Annotated in this window: 15 protein-coding genes; 11 read left to right on the forward strand and 4 right to left on the reverse strand. The window is 46.6% G+C overall.

The window, feature by feature from the left end; all coding sequences use genetic code 11:
* The first annotated feature begins 15 nt into the window (after positions 1-15).
* Positions 16-912: a glycoside hydrolase family 43 protein gene (locus FJQ58_RS26110; RefSeq protein WP_202915365.1), complete on the forward strand. Its 897-nt coding sequence runs from the start codon at positions 16-18 to the stop codon at positions 910-912.
* Between the two features lie 31 nt (positions 913-943).
* Here the strand turns inward: FJQ58_RS26110 and FJQ58_RS26115 are convergent, their stop codons facing one another.
* On the reverse strand, positions 944-1,639 hold the full coding sequence (locus FJQ58_RS26115) for a TerC family protein (protein WP_139997841.1): 696 nt from the start codon (positions 1,637-1,639) through the stop codon (positions 944-946).
* A gap of 241 nt (positions 1,640-1,880) precedes the next feature.
* On the opposite strand from FJQ58_RS26115, the gene FJQ58_RS26120 reads away from it, so the two are divergent.
* From FJQ58_RS26120 to FJQ58_RS26150, 7 genes are all read left to right on the forward strand, one after another.
* On the forward strand, positions 1,881-2,546 hold the full coding sequence (locus tag FJQ58_RS26120; RefSeq protein WP_338016167.1) for a TerC family protein: 666 nt from the start codon (positions 1,881-1,883) through the stop codon (positions 2,544-2,546).
* A gap of 168 nt (positions 2,547-2,714) precedes the next feature.
* Positions 2,715-3,197, forward strand: a complete 483-nt coding sequence (locus tag FJQ58_RS26125) for a hypothetical protein (RefSeq protein WP_139997845.1) — start codon at positions 2,715-2,717, stop codon at positions 3,195-3,197.
* A gap of 39 nt (positions 3,198-3,236) precedes the next feature.
* Positions 3,237-5,078: a translational GTPase TypA gene (gene typA / locus FJQ58_RS26130; RefSeq protein ID WP_139997847.1), complete on the forward strand. Its 1,842-nt coding sequence runs from the start codon at positions 3,237-3,239 to the stop codon at positions 5,076-5,078.
* Positions 5,079-5,256: 178 nt separating this feature from the next.
* Complete coding sequence (locus tag FJQ58_RS26135; RefSeq protein WP_139997849.1) at positions 5,257-5,568, forward strand: YlaH-like family protein; 312 nt, start codon at positions 5,257-5,259, stop codon at positions 5,566-5,568.
* On the forward strand, positions 5,565-5,837 hold the full coding sequence (locus FJQ58_RS26140; RefSeq protein ID WP_139997851.1) for a hypothetical protein: 273 nt from the start codon (positions 5,565-5,567) through the stop codon (positions 5,835-5,837). The genes FJQ58_RS26135 and FJQ58_RS26140 overlap by 4 nt, the downstream gene beginning before the upstream one ends.
* A 17-nt stretch (positions 5,838-5,854) precedes the next feature.
* Entirely contained in the window at positions 5,855-6,907 is a 1,053-nt protein-coding gene (locus tag FJQ58_RS26145) for an LCP family protein (protein WP_139997853.1), read from the forward strand.
* Positions 6,908-6,988: 81 nt separating this feature from the next.
* On the forward strand, positions 6,989-7,228 hold the full coding sequence (locus FJQ58_RS26150) for a hypothetical protein (RefSeq protein WP_139997855.1): 240 nt from the start codon (positions 6,989-6,991) through the stop codon (positions 7,226-7,228).
* A gap of 39 nt (positions 7,229-7,267) precedes the next feature.
* Here FJQ58_RS26150 and FJQ58_RS26155 read toward each other — a convergent pair whose 3' ends face one another.
* Complete coding sequence (locus FJQ58_RS26155; protein ID WP_139997857.1) at positions 7,268-7,807, reverse strand: YhcN/YlaJ family sporulation lipoprotein; 540 nt, start codon at positions 7,805-7,807, stop codon at positions 7,268-7,270.
* Between the two features lie 118 nt (positions 7,808-7,925).
* Between FJQ58_RS26155 and FJQ58_RS26160 the strand changes: the two genes are divergently transcribed.
* A complete protein-coding gene (locus tag FJQ58_RS26160) occupies positions 7,926-9,257 on the forward strand; it encodes a PhoH family protein (protein ID WP_139997859.1) in 1,332 nt (443 codons plus the stop codon).
* A 75-nt stretch (positions 9,258-9,332) separates the two neighbouring features.
* Here FJQ58_RS26160 and FJQ58_RS26165 read toward each other — a convergent pair whose 3' ends face one another.
* Positions 9,333-10,877 carry a response regulator gene (locus tag FJQ58_RS26165; RefSeq protein WP_139997861.1) on the reverse strand — a complete coding sequence of 515 codons (1,545 nt, stop codon included), beginning with the start codon at positions 10,875-10,877 and terminating at the stop codon, positions 9,333-9,335.
* A 14-nt stretch (positions 10,878-10,891) separates the two neighbouring features.
* Entirely contained in the window at positions 10,892-12,634 is a 1,743-nt protein-coding gene (locus tag FJQ58_RS26170) for a sensor histidine kinase (protein WP_162341779.1), read from the reverse strand.
* A 302-nt stretch (positions 12,635-12,936) separates the two neighbouring features.
* Between FJQ58_RS26170 and FJQ58_RS26175 the strand changes: the two genes are divergently transcribed.
* Together FJQ58_RS26175 and FJQ58_RS26180 are read left to right on the forward strand one after the other, a co-directional pair.
* A complete protein-coding gene (locus tag FJQ58_RS26175; RefSeq protein WP_162341781.1) occupies positions 12,937-16,185 on the forward strand; it encodes a family 78 glycoside hydrolase catalytic domain in 3,249 nt (1,082 codons plus the stop codon).
* Between the two features lie 531 nt (positions 16,186-16,716).
* On the forward strand, positions 16,717-18,090 hold the full coding sequence (locus FJQ58_RS26180; protein WP_162341783.1) for an ABC transporter substrate-binding protein: 1,374 nt from the start codon (positions 16,717-16,719) through the stop codon (positions 18,088-18,090).
* The last annotated feature ends 25 nt before the right edge of the window (positions 18,091-18,115 follow it).

The raw sequence follows: 18,115 nt of genomic DNA on the forward strand, positions 1-18,115 counted from the left end.
GAAGGAGCGCTGATGATGCTGAAAAGCGGGGATTTACAAATTAGAGATCCGTTTGTACTGCCTATCATCGATCAACAAAAATATTATTTATACGGCAGTACAGACAAAAATATTTGGGGGAAAGGTACCGGATTCGACGCCTATTGGAGCTATGATCTGGCGTCATGGGAAGGGCCGTTTCCTGTCTTTCGGCCCAGTTCCGATTTTTTTGCGGATACGAATTTTTGGGCTCCAGAGGTGTATGAATATCATGGCCGTTTCTATATGTTTGCCACCTTCCGCAGACGGGATAACGGCTTGCTTGGAACGGCTGTGCTGGCATCGGATGATTTGCTGGGGCCGTTTGCGCCGCATAGCGACGGGCCGGTTACGCCTGAAAAGTGGAGCTCCCTGGACGGAAGCTTGTTTGTAGATGAAGAGAAGCAGCCTTGGATGGTGTTTTGCCATGAGTGGCAGCAGACGGGGGACGGGGAAGTTTGTGCCGTGAAGCTAAGCGATGACCTCGCACGCGCGGTGTCGGAGCCGGTCATCCTATTTCATGCCTCGGAAGCGCCTTGGACAACCCCTTATGTTTCGCCGAGATACCCGGATCAGGCTAATTATGTAACCGATGGCCCGTATTTGTTTCATTCGTCATCTGGCAGCCTGTATATGCTTTGGGCCAGCTTTATCAATAACACCTACGCGCTTGGCATAGCACAGTCTGCTACTGGGCTCGTAACGGGTCCTTGGACACACGCGGATGAGGCGCTCTACCAGAATGACGGAGGGCATGGCATGGTCTTCCGCTCGTTCGACGGAAGGCTTCTGCTCACGATTCATACGCCAAACCGCACGCCTGATGAGCGGCCCGTCTTTGTGGAGCTGATCGAGGAGAATGGCCGGTTTAAAATAGGAGATCTTCTTGAATAGCGGCATTGTGATAAGAAAAAAGCAGCGATCCCTAGTGGGATTCGCTGCTTTTTTGCGGTTTATCCTTTTGCCTCCGATTGTTGGTTAGCCAGCCAGCAGCGATCGTGAGAAGGATGACGGCAATGACAAACAACCAGTAAATCCATGGATTCTCAAAAAAAGCTTGGAATGATTTTTCGTGAGTAATCATTTTGGCAGCGGTATACGCCAGTACAGCAGAACCGACATATACGATCCATTCATAACGGTTAATCAGCTTAATGAAGAGGGTGCTTCCCCATACGACAACCGGAACGCTAATGATTAGGCCCAGAACAACAAGCAGTGTATCGCCATGTGCCGCTCCTGCGACCGCAATGACATTATCGATGCCCATCGCCGCGTCTGCAATAATGATCGTGCGGATCGACTGCCAGAGCGTATTGCCTGATTTGATGCCGTCATGCGCATCCTCCTGCACAAGCAGCTTGTAGGCAATCCAGACGAGAAGAAGGCCTCCCACAAGGTTTAGCCACGGCACATTCAGCAATTGAACGACAAGAAGGGTTGCGATGACCCGGATGCCTACAGCTCCCGCTGTACCCCAAATGACGGCCTTCTTTTGCTGTTCTTTGGGCAAGTTCCGAGCCGCGAGTCCGATGACAATGGCGTTATCTCCGGCCAAAATCAGGTCAATAAAAATAATGGTAAGCAGGGCGGAAAAAAATTCGACCGAGAAAAGTTCCATAATCGGTGGCCATCCTTTCTTAAAAACATAAGAATGGATAAGTTTTTCAACTTATGCGGGATTCTTATATCTCACCGCGCAACGCGCCTTTACCTATAGGGAGCATGGATTGACGTTAACGCTTGATACTAGCTTATTTATGAAGCTCAAAAACAATGCGAAGAGCACGGGGGTTGCACTCATTTTTTTTTAGGACATAATCCCCCGAGCTTGTACATACAGCTGTTAAGAGGAGGGATGGATGTTGGACAGCGTAATCCTGTTTGTCGAGATCGTATTAATTAATGTGCTGCTGAGCGGCGATAATGCAATCGTCATCGCTATGGCCAGTGGCCAGCTTCCGCCTGAGCAGCGCAAACGCGCCGTTTGGTGGGGAGCGCTGGCAGCCGTTCTGCTTAGGTGCTTGTTGACGCTGGTAGCGATTAGGCTGCTAGACGTGCCTTTCCTGCAGGCAATCGGCGCCTTGCTGCTGTTTTATATAGCGGTGAAGCTGCTTGCCGATTCAGGCGGGCAGCAGGAAACGCATAAGATCAAAAAAGCTGCAACGATCGGGCAGGCGATTTGGACAATCGTGGTAGCCGATTTCGTCATGAGCCTTGACAATGTACTCGCTATTGCAGCCGTTGCCGATGGAGATCCCGTGCTTATTTTGCTAGGGATCGCACTAAGCATACCTATGATTATATGGGGAAGCCAAATGCTGGGAACGCTGCTGCAAAAATTCCCAGCACTTTCCTATATAGGTGCTGCATTGCTCGCTTACGCTGCTGGCGAGATGCTGATGCATGATCCCGGAATGAATAATTTGCTATTCCATGGCTCCAAAACGCTCGCGGAAGCGATTCCATTGCTTTGCGTTCCACTGGTCATCATTTTGGCCATTGCCAAAAAAAAGCCCGTTTTATAAGGCTTTCGCCTCGTTCCGTTCATGCAAAATAAGCATGAACGGTTTTTTTTTGTTCAGAACCGCGCAACGTACTGGTATTTTTGCCTCAGTTCCTTTAAACTAATATAGATAAAAACTGTCGTCTTTCGTCATCATATGCGATTGGCGTTGTAAGGAGCGGAAGCGCGTATGCCTAATAACAAATATTCCGCTGGAATTATTTTGCTGTTAGCCGGGCTCGTTATTTTGTTGGGCAAGTTAGGTGTATTCGGCTTTTTGGGCTCGATTTTCTGGCCGCTGCTGGTGCTCATCCCGGGAATTCTGCTGCATGTTCTTTATTTTGGCAGATTGGTTCCTGCGGTCGTGCTTGTACCAGGCGGAATGCTCGTCGTATATGCTGTACTGTTTATTGTCTGCAACCTTTTTGGATGGGATAAGTTGAAATATTTGTGGCCGCTGTTTATTTTCGGTGTGGCAGCAGGCCTCTACGAATATTATTTGTTCGGTTCATCCAGACCGCGTGTAGTACTCACGGCATCGATGGCGTTAGCTGCCGCATCGGCTGTGTTTTTTGTTCTTGTTCTTTTGTGGAGCTGGGGAATTTATGCGATTGCTGCAGCATTGATTGCAGCGGGTGTATGGTTAATGCTAAGCAAACGCAGACGTTGGTAAAAGATTTAAATAAAAAACAATTGGAGTGGATTACAAGTTATGCAAGCAAGAGAGAACTTACGGAATATCGCCATTATTGCCCACGTTGACCATGGTAAAACAACATTGGTGGACAAACTGCTTCAACAATCGGGAACATTCAGAGACCATGAAGCCGTTCAAGAGCGCGCGATGGACTCCAACGATCTTGAGCGTGAACGCGGGATCACGATTTTGGCTAAGAACACAGCAATTAACTACAAAGATTATTTGATCAACATCGTGGATACGCCAGGACATGCTGACTTCGGCGGCGAGGTTGAGCGTATTATGAAAATGGTTGACGGCGTGCTATTGGTTGTTGATGCATTTGAGGGCTGTATGCCGCAAACGAAATTCGTATTGCGCAAAGCGCTTGAATCGAACCAAACCCCAATCGTTGTCGTTAACAAAATTGACCGTCCAAACGCTAGGCCGCAAGAGGTTGTTGACGAGGTTCTTGACTTGTTCATCGAGCTGGGCGCAAATGACGAGCAGCTTGAATTCCCGGTAGTTTATGCTTCTGCCCTTATGGGTACTTCAAGCATGGACCCTGAGAAGCAAGACGAGAACATGGAAGCTCTTTACGAGACAATCGTTAGCAATATCCCATCGCCTACGGAAGACACTACGCTCCCGTTGCAATTCCTCGTTACGCTGCTTGATTATAATGAATATCTTGGCCGTATTGCCGTTGGCCGCGTTAACCGCGGTATCATCAAGCAAGGCCAAACTGTTGCTGTTATGACTCGCGAAGGCGGCACGAAGCAAGCTCGCATCGAGAAGCTGTTCGGCTTCGTAGGTTTGAAGCGCGTGGAGATCGAAGAAGCGGGCGCCGGTGACATCATCGCGATTGCAGGTATTCGCGAGATCAATATCGGCGAGACGATTGCTGATCCACAGAAGCCTGAAGCTTTGCCGGTTCTGAAGATCGACGAGCCTACTCTTCAAATGACATTCCTCGTTAACAACAGTCCGTTTGCTGGCCGTGAAGGCAAATGGGTAACGTCACGCAAGCTTCGCGAGCGTCTGTACAAAGAGCTTGAGACAGATGTCGCGCTTCGCGTTGAAGAAACCGACAGCCCGGATGCTTTTATCGTTTCCGGACGCGGTGAGCTTCACCTCGGTATCCTTATCGAGAATATGCGCCGTGAAGGCTTCGAGCTTCAAGTATCCAAGCCGGAGGTTATCATTAAAGAGATCAACGGTTCGAAGAAAGAGCCTTACGAGCGTCTTCTAATCGATACTCCTGAAGAGAGTATGGGCGCCGTTATGGAGAGCCTTGGAACTCGCAAAGCCGAAATGCTGAACATGATCAACCACGGCAACGGCCAAGTTCGTCTGGAGTTCAAAATCCCAGCGCGCGGCTTGATCGGCTACCGTACACAATTCCTAACGCTTACACGCGGTTACGGCATTATGAACAACGCATTCGACAGCTATGGTCCTCTTGCAGGCGCTGGCGTTGGCGGACGTCACCAAGGCGTGCTGGTAGCTAGTGAGAACGGCACATCGACATTCTACGGCATGATGGGCGTAGAGGATCGCGGTATTCAGTTCCTGGAGCCAGGTACAGAAATTTACGAAGGCATGATCGTTGGCGAGCATACGCGCGAAAACGACATCATCGTTAATATCTGTAAAGTGAAACAGCTGAACAACATTCGTTCTGCTGGTAAAGACGATACCGTTACGCTGAAAAGCCCTCGCCTATTCTCGCTTGAGCAAGCGCTTGAGTACCTGAATGATGATGAGTACTGCGAAATTACACCAAAATCAATTCGTTTGCGCAAAAAGATTTTGAACAAAAGCGAACGTGAGCGTGCTGACAAAAACCGCAAAAACGCTCAAGCCAGCGTCTAAGATTGCATCCTTCAACGAACGTAAGGCTTTGCGCGAGCAAGGCCTTACGTTTTCTTTAAAATATAAGTGGGATTATAAGTTGCTTAACTTATAATCCCACTTATATTTCATAATGAATTCGCATCCGTGCAACTAATATGCGGCTACAGCCGTTTAATTTAAGAAGGAGGTAAGGTGCATGCAGGCGTGGCTAAGCGACCATAAGCTCGTTTCTTACTTAATCATTCTGGGCTTTACGATATACATATTCAATAAAGTGTTTCGTGCTCAGCAGAAGCTGCCGTTATTCAAGGAAATACTCGTTTACGCGTTGATCGCATTCGGTTCTTTCGTGCTTATGATCTTGCAAGTAGACAAGCTGCCGATTATTCAATGTATGGGCGTTGCTGTTCTGATGATGCTCATGCTTCGGGGGCGTCAGCTCTATGACAAGTGGAAGGGCATCAGAGAAGCCAAGGATCCGCAGCAGAATGCTGGATCAGGCAAATGAGATTCGAGGATGCTTTGTTTAACTGGCTGCAAATAAAGGTGGTATCCAATGCTCGTCTAGATGATCAGGCGGCTCAGGAGACGCTCTCTTTTTTTGAGCAAATTTTGTCAGAGGATCATGGCCTCTCCGACTATTCCATCATCAGGACCGACGATACGATGATCCATGTCAAGTATACGAAGGAAGGCCGCTCTAAGCTGCAGTTATATCCGCGCGAGCTTGGCGAGCAGCTGCTGACGGACATCGAATCCAATCCAAAATACAATTGAACTTGAAGGTGGCCCATATGAGTAAAGGATCAACAGAATTACCATCAAGAGCGGCCGCCCGTCAGCCGGCAAAGAAAACTAAGAAACAGAAGCCTAAGAAAAAACGTTCCGTTCTGAAAATGTTTTTTGTCGTGCTATTTGCCATTCTGCTTATTATTGCGGCGGGCTTAGCATATTTGGTGTTTAAGGCTGATAAAGCGGTTGACCAAATATCTGTGCCAGGCGAGACGGAAGTCGTTGTGCCCCCGGAAGAATCTGTGAAGAAAAAAGCGGTTGGCATGCTGCTCATGGGCATCGATTCCCGCTCCCATGGCGGTGGCTTGAATACGGATGTCATGATGGTAGCCGTATTTAATCCAAACAGCAAATCAGCGACGATCGTAACGATTCCCCGCGATTCCAACATTGACATCGATGGCTATCGTGCACGGAAAGCAAATGCCTTCTATGCGGACTTCTACATGAATGCATTAAATACGAAAAAAATGAAAAAAGAAGCAGCTTACGCAGATGCGAAGCAAGAAGTGCGAACTGTTATGAGCAAGCTGTTTGATATTGATCTCAAATATACCGCCGTCATTAACTTCCAAGGCTTTGCCGATGTCGTGGATGCACTGGGCGGGGTGGAGGTCGATGTCGATATGCGCATGAAGTACAAGGATTCGGCGGATGGCACAAATATTGATTTGCAACCTGGCTTTCAACGCTTGAGTGGGGAGAAGGCGCTTGATTTTGTCCGTTACCGCAAATCGAATAACGGCAAAAACATGTCCAGCGACTTTGACCGCAACAAAAGGCAAAGCCAAGTGATCGGAGCGCTAACGGACAAAATGAAGTCTTTGGACGGCATTACGAAATTAGGTTCTGTAATCGAGGCGGTTGGGAATAACCTAACAATGGATATGCCTTCCAATGAAATTAAAAACATGATGTCTACCTACCTCGGCATCAGCCGTGAGGACGTTACGTTCATTCCGCTCGAGGGAACTTGGAAAAGTCCTTATGTTTATTTGAGCGAGCAGAATCTGAACGAAGCTCGGGCTGCCCTTCAGGCAAAAATGGCTGAATAGCCGTAGACTGCCGATAAGGATTTGGATATAATAAGCTTACAGAGGCCGTTTCTGATATTTGTACAGAAGGAGGTCATGCGAATGACCCAAGCCGTATTCGCAAAGTCCAAGCAACCGATCGAAGATCTGCCTGTGCAAACTTCCGTTCTACTGTACGAGATGAATAGGGTATCTGAACAACTATCCTCTGGCGTGCCAAGTCACGTGGATGTTGCAAACGGCGTATGCTTGTCCTCTGTCTATGAGATTGACCAAACGAATAAGAACCTTGCTGCGGACAACTTGGATGTACAGGTTTATGCTGCCATGAAGAAAGCCTAGTGAATAGCTCACTAGGCTTTTTGTGTCTTCGGGGAGCCTTTACAATTTCTTATTCATTTTTGGAGCTTCTTGTTTCTCCGGCTCTTGCGGCAAGACGTCTCGCGGCATCTGTGGAATGATTCTTCCGATGATATCAGCCATTTCTTCAGCGAAACCGGCAATCGGCCTGCCGCGTCTGATATCGGCTCCAATTTCATTGATACGCTCGGATAGATCGAGATCCGCGGTGACAAGAGCATCTACGCCGTAAGGGTCCTTGCGGAAGGCTTCAGCCACGGAATATTTAATGGTTCCGACTCTGGAGCGTTCCATCTTGGCATCTACATCGATGCCAACAATCGCAGTATTTCCGAACACGACACAATGCGCGTTCGTGACGCCGTCAATTCCTTTGGCCAACTGCTCCAGATGTGCCGCAACCTGCTTCGAATCTTTGATCTCTTTTTTCCTCGGTTCGGTCTGCTGAGTCCGCACACGGCCATTATTTTGAGGAGAGGGTGATGTCTCATTACGTGCGACGCTGCTGCAGCCTGTCGCTACAATCGCGATAATGATCATAGAAATTAGCCATTTGAACATGTTTGCCACCTCTTTTTTTACGTTGAAAATCATATAGTAACTTGTCGCCATAGTTTACCCGCAGCTGCGCTTTGCTATGTATGGCCTCTAATGAATATCCAACGCCGGGAGGGTTCTCATGAAAAAAATATTCGTGCTCGATACAAATGTGCTGCTTCATGATCCGCAAGCGATTTTCGCTTTCGATGATAATGAGGTCATAATTCCCGCGGTCGTGTTGGAGGAAATTGATTCTAAGAAGAGGTTGGCCGATGAATTAGGACGCAATGCACGCTCGATTTCGCGTCTGCTTGATAAAATGAGAGAGAAAGGCCATTTGCATGAAGGAATTGAGCTTCCAAGCGGCGGCGTGCTCAAGGTAGAATTGAACCACCGAAGCTTCATGCGCGTACAAGAAATGTTTGGTGAGATGTCCAACGACAATCGGATTTTGGCGGTAGCGCTGAATTACCACATCGAACAGGAGAATGAGCCAGAGAAACAAAGCATTGTCTTAGTCAGCAAAGATGTGCTTGTCCGTATTAAAGCGGATGTGCTCGGCCTGCAGGCACAGGACTATTTATCGGACCGCGTGGTGGTATCCTCCGAATTTTATACCGGATATATGACGCTTTACGTTCATCCGGCAGTGATCGATGAATTTTACACGTACCGTTTTCTTACGGTGAATAATATGCATTTGAGCATTCGTTTGAATCCGAATGAATTTGTCATTTTGCGTGATGAGATGGGAACCTCCAAATCCGCGCTTCTGAAAGTAAGCCAGGACGGAGCAAGACTGGAGCCGCTATATTTAAGCAATGATCCGGTGTGGGGCATTACCGCTCGGAATGCGCAGCAGCGCATGGCGTTGGAGCTGCTCCTGAATGACGATATCCCGCTCGTTACGCTATCCGGTAAGGCGGGGACCGGCAAGACGCTCCTCGCGCTTGCAGCAGGCCTCCTGAAGACGGAGGATGAGCATAAGTATAAGAAGCTGCTCATCGCAAGGCCTGTTGTGCCAATGGGTAAGGATATCGGGTATTTGCCAGGCGAGAAGGAAGAGAAGCTGCGTCCTTGGATGCAGCCGATTTATGATAATCTCGAATATTTATTCGATACGAAGAAATCGGGCGATATTGATAAAATATTAATGGGGATGGGCAGCATTCAAGTCGAAGCGCTCACTTATATTCGCGGCCGCTCTATTCCGGGGCAGTTCATCATCATCGATGAAGCGCAGAATTTAACGAAGCATGAAGTGAAAACAATCGTTTCCAGGGTCGGTGAGGGCAGCAAGATTGTACTCATGGGGGATCCGGAACAAATTGACCATCCGTACCTCGATTCCATCAGCAATGGCTTGACTCATATTGTAGAACGCTTCAAGAACGAAGGAACCAGCGGTCATATGACGCTCGAGAAGGGTGAGCGCTCTAAGCTGGCTCAACTTGCTGCAGATCTGCTATAGCCTATAATAAGAACCTTGATGGCCAGCTAGTTGGCCTATCAAGGTTCTTATCTTTTGTCATCCGTTTCCCAAGTATCAGTTAGAGATGTTTTTGTATTCTTTAGGCGTGGTTCCAACGACTGTTTTAAAGACGCGGCTGAAATAATGATGGTCCTGATAGCCTACGATTTCCGCAATATCTTTCAGCAGCATGGAGGGGTAGTTAAGCATGAGTGATTTTGCTTTCTCCACGCGCAGCGCAGTAATATACTCGACGAACGATTTGCCGCTATTATTACGGAATAAGTTACATAAATAGGAGCTGGAAATATGAAATCGTTTCATTAAATCACCTAATGTGAGCGCTTCCTTCAGATGAGAGGAGATGTAACTTTCAATCTGTTGGAAGAGCAGGGCGCCTGAATCGGATTCCTGAACCTGAGGCTGGAACACGTGAATGATTAAATCCCAGAAGGAATCGGCCGTTTCCGAGAACGAAGAGGAGACAAAACATATTTCCTCTATTCGGATTTCCAAGGTTTTACTTGTTACAATGTCGATTGGAGGCAATTGCTGTTCCAATAATCGAACGATGCCCTTTACGTTTTTTTCCAAATACAAGAGGGGGGTATGCTTGTTGCCCCAGTTTCGAAAGAGATGATAAATGAGCCTTTTAATTTGGTTCCAGTCGCTTTTATTCAGATAGAGGGAGAGCTGCTCGACTTCGTCGGCTTTTAATAGAAAATCATTATGAACAGGCTCTGGGAAGTCAGCTAAGGATATGAGCTTCGGTTCGCCAATGACCAAGTTCTTGTATAGCGTATCCATCAGTTTTTGCTGAACGATAGGGATATCTGCCAAATGACTCAAGTTATCACTGTAAGCAATGGACGGACTAAGGCCTTTGGTCATAAAATGATGCTGTGAAAACTGAAGGAGCTTGTGCAGCTTTAAATCTGAATCTGTATGAAAACCAATCAGGATCGCAAGCTCCCGCCTACTCTTTGTCCGCAAAACCCAAAGCTCTTCCTGTTCCTCAAGGCAGCTTTTGGCTTTGCTATAGTAGTTTTTTTCTGCGCTTAAAGACTGGGGAAGCAGCAAATCATTATCGATTGAGAAGTCATGATCCGGAATGATCAGCAACCCATAATTGGTGTACGGAAATAATCGCTCTTGAATAAGCTCAGGCAAAGAGGGGTTTCGCTTCGATTCAAGAATCAATTGTAAAATTTCTTTACTCCGAGAATAGGTTTTGTTCGCGAGTCTTTCTTGAATCCGTAAAAGAACGCTTTTTACGGCATCGGCTTCGATAGGTTTTAACAAATATTCTTCTACGTTAGCTCGTAACGCATCTCTGGCATAATCAAAGGTGGAGAAGCCGCTAATAATGATGACTGCGGTGCTAGGCCAACGCTGCTGAACTTTATGAGCCAATTCGATGCCGTCCATCGCTGACATCTTAATATCCGTAATAATGACATCGGGAATTAAGAAAGGGATTTGATCAAGGGCCATCTGGCCGCTATAACATTCCGCGATAATTTCAAACGAATAGTTCCCTTCTTCGGAGGCTATCCGAATAATCAGTTCTTTTAACTGCTCCAGAAAAACGGGTTCGTCATCGACAAGCATAATCTTCATTATGTGTATGCCTCCTAGAGAAATTTAATATTGCTGGACATCGTGATGTAAGCTCCCCTATTCACATTGTTGCCGACCGTATAATGAAGCTGGTTTTTCAAGATCAACTGCATCCTCGCCAGGGTACTGCATAATCCCATCCCTCCGAATCCCAATCGATCACCTTGCGCGATGGTGTCGAGTTGTTGTAAATAGGATTCTACCTTATCGCGTATCGTTGGCAATACGGTCTCTGAAAATCCAATGCCGTCATCCTGCACGGTCAACTCCCACCGATCTCCAACAATCTTACCGGAAATACGGATATTTAGGGGATGGGCGTCTCTAAAGCCATGTTGAAGGCTGTTTTCCACTAATGGCTGAAGGGTTAGCTTAGGTACGATCAAATCATTCATTTGTTGATCCAAATCAAAGCTGTACTCCAAGCGGTATAAATAACGAGATTTCATGAGCTCTAGATATTTCCTCGTGAGCTCTATTTCTTGTTTTAAGGAAGTGACAGGTGAACTGGTAGCAGAGGAATATCTTAAGAAATCCGCTAGATTAGAAGTGATTTTATTGATCTTTTCTGTATCCCCTTTATCGGACAAGGCTTGGATTACTCCTAGCATATTAAATAAAAAGTGGGGATTGATCTGTGATTGCAGCGTATCGAAATGGGATTGCAACTGCAGGGTGCGAAATTGAATAATTTGCTGTAATGAGTGTTGCAGCCGATCATTCATAATTCGGAAGGCCCGGTTAATCTGATCAACCTCGTTCATTTTATATTTATTTTCAATGCCGAGGGGTTTATCTACCAAGTCGATCCGATCTATGCTGCTTTTAAGCTTAATTAAGGGATTGATCAAAATTTTGGCTAAAAAAGATAAGAAGAATACCGAAAATATAAGAAACACCGCAAGAGATGCGATAAAGATGTTTCGAAGTAATCGAATAGGGGCGAGCACCAGGTCCTTAGTGACGGTTAGCTCGGCAACGATATATTTCTTGCTGGTAGTTTTCGTAAAGGTATAGAAGTCTCTGTTATTACTGGCTATTTTTAGTTCTTCGTTTGCCTTCATGGTGTAAAAAGCATTGCCTTTGTCGTCTAATAATCGGAGTTGGCTTCCTTCCCGATTGAGTGAATCAACGGATGCCAGGATATCGGCGGCTTTGATCTGTACTTCAATATATCCCGATTGCTGGTCGTTAGGGTCGATGGCACGGATGAAGGAAAAAACGGAAGGCTGCTGTTCATTCGTCCATTCGTCATGAGTAGAATATCGATAAAACGTATTGCCGCGAAGTGGAGCGATTAAGGAAATCCAAGTTTGTGACGCTTCCGATTCATAGATATTATTAACGATGGGCTTGCTTGAGAAGAGAAGACCGCTATTAGCATAGAGAGTAATGCGATAGAGATCTTGATAAATGGAACTGTTAATTTGGATGAATTTATCAAGGGATTGCGTTGCTTTTAGTCTTTCGATTGAATCGGCAGAAGTATTGAGAACATTAAGATAATGAATCATCGTATTGCCGGCAGCATCATAATTCAGATAGAGCTGCGTGCTGATATTATCAAACTCGTTCTGATAGGCATTTAATTGATCGGACACCCCTTGAACCGACTGCTCTAGGTTCGACAGGGTACTGCTTTCGATATTTTCTTTAATGTAAAAATAAGAGGGAATGGAAACGCCAAGCGTACAGACCAGAATAATAAGCATGTAGGTTAGGAATAGTTTCGCGCGCAAGCTGCTGGAGGAGAACATGAGCATCCACCTATCATCTTCGAATTCGATTATTTTTTTAATACTGTAACATGAACCTATTTTAATTGAAATAGAATCAGGGTTAACTATGGAGCTAGACTGACGATTGCGTGATGTAGATAAGATTATCCACCTGCAATGAATAAGAATGTCTATTTTGTTTGAGGGATACAGGGCTTAAACTGAGACCGTTATAAACCTATCTTTTGATATGAAGGTAGGCCTTGAAGACAAGATGCACGGTTTCGCTTTGAGCGATCGAGTTGTACTGTGTTTGCAAGCTAACCATGAAGGAGATTCCTATGCCCAGTAAAGCCACTTATTTGCGCTGTGAATATTTGATCAATCCACTCGGGATCAGCACTCCCAAACCTAGATTTTCTTGGGAAATCGTAGATGAAAGAAGAAACGTTAAACAAGCCGCTTATCAAATCCTGGTTGCCTCCGAACCGGCTAAATTAAGGCCGGACTTGGCTGACCTCTGGGATTCTGGGAAAATTGACTCCGATGACACGCTCCATATCGAATATGGTGGGTCAGTGCTGTCTTCAGGAGACGGCTGTTTCTGGACAGTATATATATGGACGGTTGCGGCTGGCGGTATGGCAGAAAAAAGTGAAGCCGATGAGACTGCCGAATTTTCCATAGGGCTCTTGCAGAGTGAAGATTGGAAAGCTGAATGGATTACTGCTTTAGAGTTTATCGAGGATTCACCGGTTTGTCTCGGTTATATGTCTTTGGAAACACCAAATCCTTTGGAGCAGAAATGGGTGCAAATTGATCTTGGCCAATCACGCAAGATCGATGGCATTCGAATGTTTGCTGCAGCCGGAAGGCGGGGGTTACGCCCGGAGGGTGGTGAAATACCTCCGTCCGATGGTTTTCCTGTACGTTTCAAAGTCGAAGTTTCAGAAAATGTGGATATGCTGGACTGTACTCTGGCAGTGGACTATTCTGAAGTGGATGTCGCATTTGAATCGTGTGTATCCTCTGCTTTTGCTGAAACTAGTGGACGTTATATCCGATTGACTTCACTCAAGCAAACGGAAGCTGCATTCGCAGGCCCGACCTACTGTTTGAAGCTGGCCGAATTAGAGGTGCTGAGTAATGGCATTAATATAGCTCTAGGCTGTAAAGTGAGTGCGCTGGATTCCTATGAGAATGTGGAGGAAGGATTCGGAACGGTCTTTCTGACAGATGGGCAGACGGCATATGATCCCGGCAGTCGCCGTAATCTGCGCCCATCTCCGTTTTTTAGAAATGAATTTATGATCGGCCAGCCGATTAAACGGGCTATGGTTTATGTCACGGCCCTTGGGCTTTATGAGCTCTATTTGAATGGTTCACGTGTCGGTGACCACTGCCTGGCACCGGGTTTTACCCAGTACAACAAACGGGCCGCAGTGCAGGCATTCGAGGTAACCGCATTATTAAATCAAGGCGCTAATGCCATCGGCGCAATATTGGCTGATGGCTGGTACCGCTCACGCTTTCGCCTCGACGGGTACGATCAGTACAAGAACTTTGCCGAAGGGAGATACGGGGATGCGATTCCGCGAATAATTTCGCAATTGGAGATCGAATATACGGATGGTTCGCAAGTGACGATAGGCACCTGCTCCGACTGGACATATACCATGGACGGCCCCTATCGCAAAACTAGCATGTATGATGGAATCCATTATGATTCCCGGCAAGAGATGCCGGGCTGGGCTGAGCCCGCTTTCTCAGGTGCATCCGCTTGGAAGCTGGTTGAAGTATCGCCTGTTTCATGGGCTTTGGAGAAATCACCGCAAACCGTGCAGCCGATCCGCCGTTTATCGGAAATCCCTTCCGAGTCCGTCAAGGAGATTGGCTTCAACGTCTGGCTAGGTGACTTCGGCAAAACCGTCGGCGGCATTTGCCGGGTCACCTTGCAAGGTCCGGCAGGTTCCCGGATAAAGCTGCGCTATATCCCGGAATTGAAGGATGACGATTCACTTTATACAGACAGTCTCTGGGGTGCATATAATAATGGTGATGTTTATATTTTGAATGGCCAAGGAGTGCAGACGTTTGAAGCCTCATTTACCTTTCAGGGGTTTCGTTATATCGAGGTAACGGGCTTGAATGCACGGGACCAACTGGTCGATATAACCGCTATTATGATTGCGGATGATTATGCGGTGGCATCCAATCTGCAAACCTCGGACAGACGTTTGAATCAACTCTGGTCCAACATACGATCGACTTATCAAGCCTGTATGAAAAGTGTGCTTGTTGATGTCGTGGATCGGGACGAGCGCTGGCCTTGGCTGGGCGATTGCTTCACCACCCATTCCCAATCACTCCCTTATATGCTGGATATGTCCTCCCACTTTTCGCGCAGAATCACCGATATGGCCGATGAGCAGAGCGATGACGGGTATTTCTACAGCACGGCGCCACGGATGAGATTAATCTCTCCTTCGGCCGGCTGGTCCGATGCAGCTGTTACCACGGCATGGTCTTCATATTTGAATTACGGCAACAAACGATTGTTGGAGGAGACGTATCCCTTACTGCTTGCTTATTGTATGTTGCTGCAAAACCGGCAGGAATGCGGGCTGGAGCCCTTTGAGTATTGCTGGAATGATCACTTGGCATCCCACATGACGGTCCGGCCGGGAGCGACCTTATGGAAAGATACCGGACCTCCCTGCATGGACAAATATCATTATGAAATGCTGGCGTTTCTGCAGATCAGTCAACTGGTGCAGAAAATCGCACGCGTTGTCGGTGACTTAGATGTTGCTGATAAGCTTGAGCAGTTTGCAGCGAAGCTGTCTCAGGAATTTGTTGGTACGATAGTCGCCTCGCAGGAACCAGCTGTGGCTGCTCAAACCCTTTACGGTTTGCTGCTTGGCTATGGACTAGTGAAGCCTCTTGAAGCAGCCGTTGTCCTGAAAAGGATGCTGGAGGCGATTGAGCAGTATGACGGCTTCTTCACAACGGGTACATCGACTACGAATACTCTGTTAAATGCCCTTTCTGACAATGGGCAGCATGAGCTGGCTTTCCATATGGCCATGCGGTCGGAGTCACCGTCTTTTGGCCATATGATTGATCACGGAGCCACCGCGGTTTGGGAGCGCCTCGACTCCTATGTTGCCGGATTAGGCTTTAACCCCAGCGCGATGAACGGCTTTGTTCATTCCGGTTTCGGCTCCATTGCCGAGTGGATGCTTCAAAGCTTCGGCGGCATTCGTCCGGATGAATACGCACCCTCGTATAAGCGGGTCCGAATTGAGCCGAAGATCGCCGGCTCAATCGACTGGGTGGAGGCTGCTTACCACTCAGTTCGAGGAACTATTTCTTGTGAATGGAGCAAGAATGAGGACGAACTGAAATTAAAGGTTGAGGTGCCGGCCAACACATCGGCTACAGTTATTATTCCGACCTTCCCGCAGCAAATGGTTACAGAAAGCGGAGTATTAGCTGGCGATGCATCGGGAGTCACGCTCGTCTTAGCGACAGAAAGTTCCATAGAATATCTCGTTTCATCCGGATGTTATTCGTTTCATTCGCGGTGAACCAAGTGTGGCTGGCGGGTGTTTTGCCAATGGAACTCGGTTGTCATTTAAATAGGGCTTGCTGACAAATGAAAAAGATTATAAAAAACGCATTAGAACACTAGGGCATTAACCTTTCCGTTTAGACAAATATATTTCCCCCCTTTAGCTATCATTCTTAAGAGGGGAAATTGTTGTTTCATAATATTTTTATTGGTGAATTTTGAGGATGTTAGTTATTTAATATAGGTCCTGAAGCCAAGACCGTATCGGTATTGCCGACAGTATCATGATTCAGGTAGAGCTGCGTGCTTATATGATCAAATTTATTCTGATAGGCATCTTTGAAGCCTATCATTTTTTAATGCTGTAACATGAACCTATATCAATTGAAACAGAGTCAAGGTTCACTATGATGATTAGACTGACGATATCGAGAGGTGGATAAGATTATCCACCTGCGATGAATAAGAATATCTATTTTGTTTGATGGATTCAGACGGTACACTGAGAACGTCTCAACCAATATTGATTCGAAAAGAGGGGAAAAGTTTGAGAAAAAAACATTTTGGAAAAGTTTTTGCTGCAGCGATATTAGCTTTGTTGATGGTGGTCGTTACAGCATGTGGCAGTGGGAATAATGAGGGTTCAAGCAGTTCCACAAACAATGGGAGTTCACCAAGTGCTAGTCCATCTACACCTGAAGAAAGCCCAAGTGCACCTTTGGAGAAAATCAAGATCAAAGGGATTGGACATGCGAGCTGGTTTAAAAGCGGTATGGATGAAGTCCTAATCGCAGCAGCCGAGAAAACAGGCATTGAATTAGAAATAGAGAAAATCCCAGAGGGCATGGATGGGGTCAATCTAGTAAAAGCCCGCTTTGCTACTGGCGACAAGCCGGATCTGCTATTCTATTACGCTGGGCTAGGGGATACTCAAGGCTTCGGTAAAATGTCCGATACATTCGTAAGCCAAGAGGATCAGCCGTGGATAACTAACTTTGACAAGGAATCCTGGAAGGGCATTATGACAGCTCTTGAAGACGGTAAATATTATGGAGCTCCATATGGCGGTTCTAATACAAGTGTTGTTCTGTATAACAAAAAGGTATTCGAAAGCCTAGGGCTTCAAGTACCCACGACGATGGATGAATTCTGGAGCGTTAGCGAGGCGCTCAAGAAAGGCGGGAAAATTCCGGTATACCTCTCGGGTAAAGATGCATGGACATTGCAATTACCCGTGCAGCATGCACAAGCCACACCTTCAACGGCTGAGATTCTCGCTAAAATCGATGTTAATCAAGCAAAATTCACAGATTGGACAGCTCGTAATACAGGGCTGCAGTTCCTTAAAGATGTGACGTCTAAAGGGCTGACAAACAAGGACGTGCTTTCTGATACTTACGATAATGCACAGAAGGCTTTGGCAACGGGCGAAGCAGGCATGTACATTATGGCGACTTGGGTGATGACCGATATTGCCAGTAAATTTCCGGATCAGACAGCAGACATCGGCGCGTTCATTATGCCTTATCAGGGCGCTGATGCCGACAAAAGCTATATTTTTGCACCAAATGCTGTCTTTGTGGTCAAAGGTAAAAATGAAGAAGCTGCACAGAAGTTTGTTAACTTCTTCGAATCCCTTGAAGCGCAAAATATTTTCTTCGGCAAAGATGGCGGTATTCCAGCAATTAAGGGAGTAACGGTGACATCACTAACCCCAGCAGAGCTTGAAGCTAAAGCCTTTTTGGATGCCTGTAGAGCGAGTGGCGACGGGTTTAGTATGAAATACGACATCAACGCGGCTTTCCCAGCTTATTTGCAGGATATCATTATTGGCGGAAAAACACCTGAACAAGTGCTAGAAGCACAACAAAAGGATTATGAAAAAGCAGCAAAAGCCAAGGATGATTCGAACTTCAAGTAAAGACATTAGAAAAAGGGGGGAGTTC

Source organism: Paenibacillus paridis (assembly GCF_006345825.1).
Classification (GTDB): Bacteria; Bacillota; Bacilli; order Paenibacillales; family Paenibacillaceae; genus Pristimantibacillus; species Pristimantibacillus paridis.

Coding starts and splice junctions, on each gene's coding strand:
- FJQ58_RS26110 (WP_202915365.1), top strand. CDS start 16: ATGCTGAAAAGCGGGGATTTACAAATTAGAGATCCGTTTGTACTGCCT.
- FJQ58_RS26115 (WP_139997841.1), bottom strand. CDS start 1,639: ATGGAACTTTTCTCGGTCGAATTTTTTTCCGCCCTGCTTACCATTATT.
- FJQ58_RS26120 (WP_338016167.1), top strand. CDS start 1,881: ATGTTGGACAGCGTAATCCTGTTTGTCGAGATCGTATTAATTAATGTG.
- FJQ58_RS26125 (WP_139997845.1), top strand. CDS start 2,715: ATGCCTAATAACAAATATTCCGCTGGAATTATTTTGCTGTTAGCCGGG.
- typA (WP_139997847.1), top strand. CDS start 3,237: ATGCAAGCAAGAGAGAACTTACGGAATATCGCCATTATTGCCCACGTT.
- FJQ58_RS26135 (WP_139997849.1), top strand. CDS start 5,257: ATGCAGGCGTGGCTAAGCGACCATAAGCTCGTTTCTTACTTAATCATT.
- FJQ58_RS26140 (WP_139997851.1), top strand. CDS start 5,565: ATGAGATTCGAGGATGCTTTGTTTAACTGGCTGCAAATAAAGGTGGTA.
- FJQ58_RS26145 (WP_139997853.1), top strand. CDS start 5,855: ATGAGTAAAGGATCAACAGAATTACCATCAAGAGCGGCCGCCCGTCAG.
- FJQ58_RS26150 (WP_139997855.1), top strand. CDS start 6,989: ATGACCCAAGCCGTATTCGCAAAGTCCAAGCAACCGATCGAAGATCTG.
- FJQ58_RS26155 (WP_139997857.1), bottom strand. CDS start 7,807: ATGTTCAAATGGCTAATTTCTATGATCATTATCGCGATTGTAGCGACA.
- FJQ58_RS26160 (WP_139997859.1), top strand. CDS start 7,926: ATGAAAAAAATATTCGTGCTCGATACAAATGTGCTGCTTCATGATCCG.
- FJQ58_RS26165 (WP_139997861.1), bottom strand. CDS start 10,877: ATGAAGATTATGCTTGTCGATGACGAACCCGTTTTTCTGGAGCAGTTA.
- FJQ58_RS26170 (WP_162341779.1), bottom strand. CDS start 12,634: ATGTTCTCCTCCAGCAGCTTGCGCGCGAAACTATTCCTAACCTACATG.
- FJQ58_RS26175 (WP_162341781.1), top strand. CDS start 12,937: ATGCCCAGTAAAGCCACTTATTTGCGCTGTGAATATTTGATCAATCCA.